This is a genomic window from Pseudorhodoplanes sp. (genome assembly GCF_050250235.1).
Lineage (GTDB): Bacteria > Pseudomonadota > Alphaproteobacteria > Rhizobiales > Xanthobacteraceae > Pseudorhodoplanes.
Genome location: NZ_JBFWPA010000268.1, coordinates 1 through 4,488 on the forward strand (window position 1 = coordinate 1; position 4,488 = coordinate 4,488).

Sequence of the window (4,488 nt, forward strand, 5' to 3'; positions counted from 1 at the left end):
TCTAGACCGACCAGCGAAATGAGCTCCTGGGCTTTCTCGCGTGCCTCCTTCCCGGAAACGTTGTGGCATTCAAGGCCAAACGTGATGTTGCCGAGAGCGGTTCGCCACGGCAGCAGCGAAGCCTCCTGAAATACCATGGCACGGTCGCGCCCAGGCTTGTGCACGTCCTTGCCGTCGAGGATGATTCGTCCGCCGCTCGCCGGCACGAGCCCATCAATCACGCTCAACAATGTGCTCTTTCCGCACCCGCTCGGGCCGACGATGCTTACGAACTCCCCTTCCTCAACATCAAAGGTGACGCGGTCGAGCGCGGTCAGGTTCTCATAGGCGAACGAGAGATCGCGGAGTTCAAGCTTTTTGCTCATTTGCACCCCGCTAATTGATTGCCTGTCGCCAACGGCCGGCATATTGCTCGAACATCAGCAGAACCTGGTTGAGAATGACGCCGGTGATGACGACGACTGCCAGCGCTACGAAAACTTCTGCTATACGGAAGGTATTTCCGTAATAAGCAATCATGTAGCCGAGGCCGCCCTCTGCCGCCAACAACTCGGCGACGACCACGTTGACAACACAGCGTCCGACTGCGAGCCGCAGCCCGAGCAGGATGTAAGGCGCGGCATTGGGTATCACGATGCTGCGAAATATCTTCATCTGGCTGGCGTTGAAACTGCGTCCGACACGAACCCAGCGGTGGTCGGTCGCGCGAATGCCGGTCGTCGTTGCAACGAAAATTTGCAGAAATCCGCTTATGGTAATCAGCAGCACTTTATCCCAAAAGCCGACGCCCACGAAAATGATGATCAGGGGAAACAGCGCGACCGTGGGACATGCATAAAGCGCAGCAATCAAGGGTTGCAGGAGCCAGCCGGCGCGCTGGTACCATCCGGCGATGATCGCGGTTGGAAGGCCGATCACAATAGAAAGCAACAGCCCGACCGCAAATTCCCGCGCGCTAATCAGAAGGTGCTTCTCAAGCTCGCCCGACTCTATCAGCCGTTCCGCAGCTATCACGATGGCGCTGGGGGAGCTCAGCATGATCGGAGAGACCAAACCTGCGCGAGCAATCAGCTCCCAGACGACCAGGCCGGTTATCACCGACAATGTTCCAATCCAGACACGTTCGGAAAGCCACGGCGAACGGCTTCCTGGTGAGGAAATTTGCGGGTGATTCATTGTGTCGCCCGAGGCTTCCAGTGTTGCATGCGGCGCTCGAACGAGCGCGTGGCGCCCAACAGGATGATACCCAACGCGGTGATGATCGTGACTGCAACGAACATCTGATCGACAGCCATGGCGGAGCCGGCAACGGTGATCACATAACCCAGACCGCCGTTTGAGGCTGCGTACATCTCACCAACCACCACGCCGATCAGGCCACGCGCCACGCCGAGTTGAAGGCCGCTTGCAATGAACGGAACGGTGGCCGGCAATACGATGTCGCGGAATATCCGCATCTGGCCTGAATTGAAACTTCTCGCCATTCGGAGGAGATTGGCGTCCACCGTCTTCACGCCCTGTAGGACGTTTATAACGATCGGGAAAAAAGCGCTGATGATCACCAATACGATGGTCGATTTGATGCCGATGCCGAACCACACGACCAGCAGCGGCAGCAGCGCAAGCGAGGGCGTGGCATAAAGCGCGGCGAGATAGGGATCGACCGCATATTGCAGTCGCTTGTACCAGCCAGCGAGAATGCCGAAGGGTATGCCGATCGCAATAGCAGCGGTCATGCCGATGGTGAATTCGGTCAAGGTGACCATCACATCGTGAAGCAGACTGCCGTCCGCCATCATCTGGATGGCAGCCTTGGCCACGAGAAGGGGACTGCTGGTGTAGCGGGTCGGTAAAAGCTCGGCGTTCGCTCCGACCTGCCAAAAGATCAGGATCGCGATGATGCCGGCTGAGCTCCAGATCCTCTGCTCAAAAGAACGTCTGGAGACCTGCACGGACACTTTGCTGGCTGAGGTGTCGGACATGCTTCTTTAGACGAATGAATTTTTCGGAACGGTCATGGCTGAGTTCGCGGAAATCTAAATACGGACATCACAAGACCGCCGCCATGGGGCCGTGAGAACGTGACGAATGCGAGCCTGCGAAGTCTTCCAAAAAACTTTCAGCCAATTTCGGCATGTGCGATGCTAGCGGCCATCATCCTTGCGTGATATCGATTTCGTAACACGCTATTACAATAACATCATATTTATATTTTGCAATCGATGTGGTATATCGGCGCATGGCTCAAGCGCACGCTCCGACTTGGTCGACATCGACTCGGTCTCGATATCGTGGAGCCTGAGAGAATGAACATGGGAGGGATGATATGAATCTGAGAAAACTTGCCTGCATTGTCGGCTTCGGAGTCGCGATCTGCGCGCCGAGCGCCAGTGCCGCCGCTGAAAAACTCGCGCTCGGTTATGTGTCTGCGGATGCCGTCTATGGTCCCTGGTTCTACGCTCAGGAGAAGGGGATCTTCGCCAAGCATGGATTGGAAACGACACTCGCGTTTCTCGATTCTGGAACCAAGGGCATGCAGGCGCTTCTGGGAGAATCCATCGAGATTTGCGCGTGCGATGGCCCGACTACCACTTCGGCCTTTCTAGCAGGCGCAGACGTGCGCTTTATCGGCGCCACCCTTACAAATTTGTCGGGGAATGTTTACGCGGCGAAGGACATCAAGTCCCCAGCTGACCTTAAGGGAAAAAAATGGGCGATTAGTTCGTTCGGAAGCGAGTCTCATTCGGCTGCGCTTGCTTCGATAAAGTTTTTCGGACTCTCCCCCAGCGATGTCACGCTTGTCCAACTCGGCAATCAGGGGAATCGTTTTGCGGGTCTCGAGTCGGGCCAAGTTCAGGTTACGACGCTTCTGCCGCCAGTTCATTCAAGAGCGGAACAGGCGGGATATCCTAAACTCGGTGAGCTTCCAAAGATTGCACCCGATTTCCTATCGGTCGCTCCAGTCACTTCGACAAAGATGATAAAAAATCGCCGCGCCGTGGTGAAGGCGTTTTTGACTGCGCTCGCGGAGGCGACGGAGGCGTATAAGAAGGATCGCGACGGCGCCGAGGCCGTGCTTCAGAAGCAACTGAAGATCGCCGATATCAAAAATGCGAAATTGGCTTGGGAGTATTACTCTCCGCTGAATTCTTCCGATCTTCGCCCGACTGAGCGTTCGATCCAATATTTCCTCGACCAGTCAAAGGAAGAGAAAGCGAAGTCAATCAAGCCGAAGGATCTCATGGATCTTTCCATCCTTGACGAATTGACCAAGGAAGGCAAAATCAAATCAAAATAATCGCGAGTCTGGCAGCGAGGCGGCGTCGATCCAGCCTCGCTGCCGGAATTTTACTTCTGTGTGCTCGTTTCAAAATCCAGGTCATGAGACGGACGAAGCGTCGCCAGGAGCGCGGGTCGTCAGGCATCTCTGCCGCCCCGCCGGGGTGAAGGATCTCAGTCGTTGATGGCCGGAGTTGAAAAGGTTATCAACTCTTGACTATCCGGGCTTTTAATCGAACTTGCTACATTCATCTTACGTCGGATTTTCCGCGACCTTCCTGAAGGTTTTGCGCGCCGATAAGCCTCTTGGAATTATAGCCCTCTGCGCCGGAGCCTGGCCCTGAAGCAAAGTCATGACGCGCCTCTCATCGGCATTGGCCTGATGGTGCTTGCCTGCTTCATCGCGGCTGGGAACGGCGCCCTCGCCAAATGGATGGCTCTCGGCCTTCCGTTGGTCATTGTCGTGTTCGTCCGCAGCGCAGCTTCGCTTGCAATCGTGTTGCCGCTGACAAGACCGGAACATTTCCGAAGCGCGCCAAGGCCCAGCCTTCAGCTTCTGCGGCTTCTCTTGATGACGGCAGAAACGTTTTTCTTTTACCTATCGATCACGCGGCTTCCGCTGGTTGAGGCCATAACCTGCTATATGGCGACCCCGATATTCGTTGCGGGGATTTCCGCTCTTTTGGGAGAACGCGTCGGCTGGCGGCGCTGGACCGCAATCCTGGTCGGGTTTGTTGGCGTGGTCATTGCCCTGCGTCCGTCTGCAAGCATGTTGCGATGGGAGGCCCTGATACCGTTGGCAGGGACGTTGATCTACGCGAACGTCTTGATTGTGACGCGCGCCGTTCGCGGCACGGCAGATCGCGTCCTGCTGTTCGAGCAACACATTGGCATCGTGATTCTCGCAGGCGCGGTCTGGTGGATCAAATCGGGCGTCCCGGAATGGGCGGTGCCGCCGCTGGCAGACTTGTGCGCAATGGCCGTCATCGGCGTTCTCGCCGTCGCAAGCGCGATATGCATCAATCGCTCGCTCGCGTTTGCGAAGGCGAGCGTGGTGGTGCCCTATCATTATTCGATGCTGCTGTGGACGGCGATATTCGGATACGCGGTCTTTGGCGAAGTCCCGCAGCCGCCTACATTGATTGGCGCGGCGCTGATCGTCGTCGCCGGATTGTATATATTCATGCGGGAACAGACCTTGGCGCGGCA

At 56.4% G+C, this 4,488-nt stretch carries 5 protein-coding genes; 2 read left to right on the forward strand and 3 right to left on the reverse strand.

Translation table 11 applies throughout. The features are described from left to right. The 3 genes from AB7F49_RS38355 to AB7F49_RS38365 all read right to left on the reverse strand — a co-directional run. The coding region (locus AB7F49_RS38355) for an ATP-binding cassette domain-containing protein (protein WP_428532947.1) at positions 1–407 on the reverse strand (407 nt) is incomplete at its 3' end. Further along, a complete protein-coding gene (locus AB7F49_RS38360; protein WP_428532950.1) occupies positions 376–1,176 on the reverse strand; it encodes an ABC transporter permease in 801 nt (266 codons plus the stop codon). The genes AB7F49_RS38360 and AB7F49_RS38355, both read right to left, overlap by 32 nt. Then, on the reverse strand, positions 1,173–1,982 hold the full coding sequence (locus tag AB7F49_RS38365) for an ABC transporter permease (RefSeq protein WP_428532953.1): 810 nt from the start codon (positions 1,980–1,982) through the stop codon (positions 1,173–1,175). Before AB7F49_RS38365 ends, AB7F49_RS38360 begins: the two co-directional genes overlap by 4 nt. 344 nt (positions 1,983–2,326) lie before the next feature. Here AB7F49_RS38365 and AB7F49_RS38370 point away from each other — a divergent pair, with 344 nt between their 5' ends. Together AB7F49_RS38370 and AB7F49_RS38375 are read left to right on the forward strand one after the other, a co-directional pair. Beyond that, positions 2,327–3,298 carry an ABC transporter substrate-binding protein gene (locus tag AB7F49_RS38370; RefSeq protein WP_428532956.1) on the forward strand — a complete coding sequence of 324 codons (972 nt, stop codon included), beginning with the start codon at positions 2,327–2,329 and terminating at the stop codon, positions 3,296–3,298. 363 nt (positions 3,299–3,661) lie between these two features. After that, positions 3,662–4,488: DMT family transporter (locus AB7F49_RS38375; RefSeq protein ID WP_428532959.1), on the forward strand; the 827-nt coding region annotated here is incomplete at its 3' end.